Source organism: Magnetococcales bacterium, from assembly GCA_015231925.1.
In the GTDB taxonomy this organism is placed as follows: domain Bacteria; phylum Pseudomonadota; class Magnetococcia; order Magnetococcales; family JADGAQ01; genus JADGAQ01.
On the sequence record JADGAQ010000265.1, the window covers coordinates 1 to 4,579 of the forward strand.

2 protein-coding genes are annotated in these 4,579 nt (G+C 60.0%); both read left to right on the plus strand.

Annotation, left to right across the window (positions count from 1 at the left end; translation table 11 throughout):
• A partial coding sequence (locus HQL56_18420; protein ID MBF0311493.1) for a hypothetical protein occupies window positions 1-301 on the plus strand: 301 nt, incomplete at its 5' end.
• Window positions 302-316: 15 nt separating this feature from the next.
• Complete coding sequence (locus HQL56_18425) at window positions 317-4,537, plus strand: hypothetical protein (protein MBF0311494.1); 4,221 nt, start codon at window positions 317-319, stop codon at window positions 4,535-4,537.
• Window positions 4,538-4,579 lie beyond the last annotated feature (42 nt).

Below are 4,579 nucleotides of genomic sequence, written 5' to 3' on the forward strand. Positions count from 1 at the left end.
GGGGGCCGTCGGGGCCCAATTGCAGGCCATCCCCGGAGGGCCTGCCGATCCGCGCGTTATCGCCAACTCGCAGGCGGCTCCCCCCTCGGCAACTCCCCCCTCGGATGCCGGAAAAGCGGAGGCTCTCAATCTCCTGTTGGAAAAGCTGAACAGCCGCACTCTCTCTCCTGCGGAACGCCTGCAACTCATGGTGGCAACCGGGGTTAAACCGGAGGATCTCATGGTTCTGGAACATGGGATTCCTGACCAGAAACCCGTTGTGGACGAAAAAAAATCTTTCTGGGATTCCCTTTGGCAGTAATTGAGGAAGGCACCCATGGATACCCTTGATGAACTTGATCCTGACTCTGTTTTGTATCCGGAACAGGCTGCTCTCCTCGCCAAGTGGCAACACGCGCTGAAATACGGCTGGGACAAAGGACAGGCCGATTTTTGGCATTTCCTCGCCAATGGGCTGGACCTTGGCGACAAGGGGCTGGAGCTGGCTTCCAAAGGGGTGGGTCTGCCACTCTCGGGGGGGCCGCACCAGGCCGCTGAATGGTTGCGGGTTCTGGAAGGCTCGGTTCGACCTTCCCCCTCTGCAACACCCCCTTCCGGGCTGGATGAAAAGCTGCTCGCGGGCCTTGGCGAGGCTCCAGGCATGTTGGCCAGCTTCGTGCCTGCCGTGTCGCTCTTCGGTCCTGCTGCGGGAATGGGCATCACCGAGGCGGTGCGAGCTTCCGACAAAGGGGTGGTTCCCTCCCTGCTTGCCGGAACGCAAGGCACGTTGATGGGCGGCGCTTTCAGTGCGGCAAGCAAGGCGCTCACCCCCATGGGTCAGTTCTTCGGAATGGGGGCGCTTGGCGCTGCACCTCCCGCCTTCCAGGCAGCGAGACAACTGGTTACCTCGGATCAACCCCCCAGCCCCGAACAGATCAACGATATCGGGGCCGGGGCCGCCCTTAATAGCCTGCTCGGCCTGAGTGGCGCTTATGGCGCCATCCGGCGGACCGACAAAGGATGGTTGAACGATTGGGAAAATGCCCGGGAACAAACCGAACATCCGGATCCCGTGCAGGGGCTGCCCGAACAACCGCAAACCCTCTTGTCCGGAGAAACCGCCCCACCCAAGAACCCCAACCGTTCCGTTGCCATCGAGGAGAACTACCGGGCCTTGCAGGAGTCAATCGCCAACCTCCCCAAGGGGGAGGAGATCCTTCCCCCGATTGATGAGGTGCAGACTTTTCCGAACGGCTCACCCATCAAACCGGGAGGCTTCTTCCGTCCGCTGGAAGAATGGGGGAAATGGGCTGTGGAGATGGCCATCCAGGCGTTGAGCAATCCCAAACAGAAACGGGCTCTCTACTCTTCATTACCTGAAAAGTTCATCAGTGACTTCAGGACACTTACCGATACCGACCTTTCCGGTTACAACCTGGTCCTGCCTGCCGATGCCATCCGGCATGCCTTCCGTAAACATGGCAACCCCCGTGCCGAAGAATCCAGGGGGCAGGTTGCCGTCACTCCGGAAGATATCGCACTACTGCCGTCCATGCTGGAAAACCTCACCCGTGTGGATCCGGGAAACGCTTCCAACAATTTCGTTCTGGTTTCGATGCTGCCGGATGGCAGAACATCCTTCGTGGTGAAGATGTTGAAGTCGGATAAACCGGAAATTATCTTTGAGGATCTGTGGATTCAAAAAGCCAAAACCGGGAACAACGAGGGAGGGAGTGTAACAGGGGATGCTCCCTTATCCTCCGGCACTGACAACACACGAACCCTTGGGGAAGATCCCCATCTCAGTCTCATTCGCTCTCGTCCGGCGCCTCAGGAACAATCCCCTGTTGAAGGAAATAATCCCTCTTCTCCTTCCGGGTTGCAAGAGAATTCCGCTCCGCTTCTTGACAACCTGCCGGGTGGTGAAACCTCTCCACCCGTTCTCGGCAGTGGCTTTGCCGGGAATATCAACCTATCCCATATCTATGCTCCGGAACAAATTCATGCCCTGATCCGGGAAACCGCCGCCCGATTCGCGCCTGAAGTCCAGGATGCACGGCGTGGGGTTGTCTCCTGGGAAGAAACCCGGAAACTTGCTGAAGAACTCGGCATGACGGAAGAGGCACTGCTTGAGAGACGCAAGGGGCAGGCCTTCAATGCCGAACAAGCCGTTGCCGCACGCATGATTCTTGCCGAGGCGAGGAAGGATAAACTGGCCATCGCCAAGGCCATTGCCGAAGGACTCAACGACGATGCCCATATCGTTGCCTTTGCAGAAGTCGAAGCCCGGCACGCTGCCATTCAGTTTCAGGTTTCGGGCATGACGGCTGAGGCAGGGAGGGCCTTGCAATCCTTCCGCATGAATGCCGGGCAACCCGGACGCTCCGTGGTTCGTCCGGGCGTGGAACCCACCCCTGCCGGTGAGCGTCCGGGCGTGGAACCGGCTCCTGCCGGTGAGCGTCCGGGCGTGGAACCGGCTCCTGCCGGTGAGCGGCCGGGCGTGGAACCGGCTCCTGCCGGTGAGCGTCCGGGCGTGGAACCGGCTCCTGCCGGTGAGCGTCCGGGCGTGGAACCGGCTCCTGCCGGTGAGCGGCCGGGCGTGGAACCGGCTCCTGCCGGGGGGCAGCCCTCGACGCAACCCGTTGTTAAATCCCCCGCAGCCACAAACGCGCAAAAGGCTCTCGATGCCTTCGCCGAATTGGCTCGCATGTCTCCTGAGCAGCGGCAGCAGGCCATTCGCGAGATGCTCAACTCCAGCTCGTGGCACACCCGGCGGCGCGTGATCGAGGAAGCCGCTTTGGAATATGCCCGTCTTGAGGATGTCCACCAACAAGCACTCTCTTCGCGCCAGCGGTTCGAACCGGGGTTCTGGGACTATCTCCAGGAATACCGGGTCAATGCCTTGCTCTCCAATCCGCCAACCCACATGGCCAATATCGTCTCCAATACGGTCAGTCTGGCCTTTTCCATTCCGGAAAGCCTCGTGGCTGCGGGCATCTCCAAGGCTACCGGCAGTGGCATCTCTCTGCGGGAGGCGGGGGCGCGCATCTTCGGCATGGCCAACAGCCTTATTGATGCCGCCCGGCTTGCTGCACGCACCTTTCAGGAGGGCATGCCACCCAACGTCGAAGGCAAATTCGAGGCGGGCGGCTTTCGGCATGCTTTTCCCGGAACGGCGGGTGAGGTTATCCGCTTTCCCGGCAAAATGCTGATGGTCGAGGACGTCTTTTTCAACACCCTGGCCTATCGGGCCGAACTCAGTGCCCTGGCGGCTCGCGAGGCGGCAAAGGCAGGTCTTGAAGGGGAACCGTTCTCCTTCCGTGTGCAGCAAATCCTGGCCGAACCTCCCGCTGCCATGGTCCAGTCCGCCAAGGATGCCGCGCGTTATTGGACCTTCACCAATCCCCTGGGTAAAACCGGGCAGGCAGGACAGGCGCTGATCAACTCCCATCCCATTTTCCGTATGTTGATTCCCTTCTTTCGCACCCCCGTCAACATAGCCAAACGGGCTTTGGAACGTTCGCCTCTGGCCCTGACCATGCCTACTTTCTGGGCTGCCATGAAAAAGGGAGGGGTCGAACGTGATCAGGCTCTTGCCCGGTTGGCCGTGGGTTCCGCTATCGCGGGGGCCATGGTGCTTGCGGCATCCAATGGCTATGTCTCCGGCAAGGGGCCTGGGAATCCAAAGGCGCGCGCCCTGCTTCGGGCGCAAGGATGGCAGCCTTACTCCTTCAAAATCGGGGACTCCTGGGTCTCCTACAACCGTATGGATCCTCTTGGAATGGTTGTCGGCATGGCCGCTGACTTCGCTTCCCTGGTACATGACGTCGATCGAGGGGAAGCTGATGGCATGGCAGCCATTCTTGCCGGGTCAATCTCAAGAAACCTGACATCAAAAACATTCCTTTCCGGAATCTCGTCATTCATAGACTTCGTATCCGAACCGGAGAAGAGTGGTTCACCCTTCCTGACCAACCTCGCATCCTCTTACCTTCCGGCCATCGTCGGCGGCGCTGCACGCATCGTTGATCCCGTGGTGCGGGATGTCTCCACCGGTACCGGAGGGATCGAGCTGTTCGACGCACTATCCAACCGGCTGCAATCCCGCATCCCCGGGCTTTCTCATCTTCTCCCCCCTCGTCTGGATATCTGGGGCAAACCGGAAATCCGGGAAGGGGGGCTCGGTCCGGACTTCCTTTCCCCTCTGGCAACCTCTTCCATCCGGAAGGATCCCCTTTCCGCCGAACTCTATCGGCTCCAAGTCTATCCCTCCAAACACAACCGCGTCTTCCGTGGCGTGCGGCTCGAAGCGGAGGAGTACAATCGCCTCCTGGAAATCTCCGGACAACTGACCCATCAGCAAATGGAGGCCTTCATGGCTTCCCCAGGCTACGCCGCTATTCCGGATCATCAAAAAGCCTTCGAAATGAAACGCATCCGGATTCGGGCCATGGAAACCGCCGAGCGTTGGTTCCTTGCCGGCAATCCGGGGGTGCGGCAAAAACTGACGGCTGCTCACCTGGCCAAACGCATGGAAAGAGCCGGTTATGGACCATGAGCCGCAAGCTCCGGATGAGGAAACGGGGGAGGTCTCCGTGTG

Coding starts and splice junctions, on each gene's coding strand:
- HQL56_18425 (MBF0311494.1), top strand. CDS start 317: ATGGATACCCTTGATGAACTTGATCCTGACTCTGTTTTGTATCCGGAA.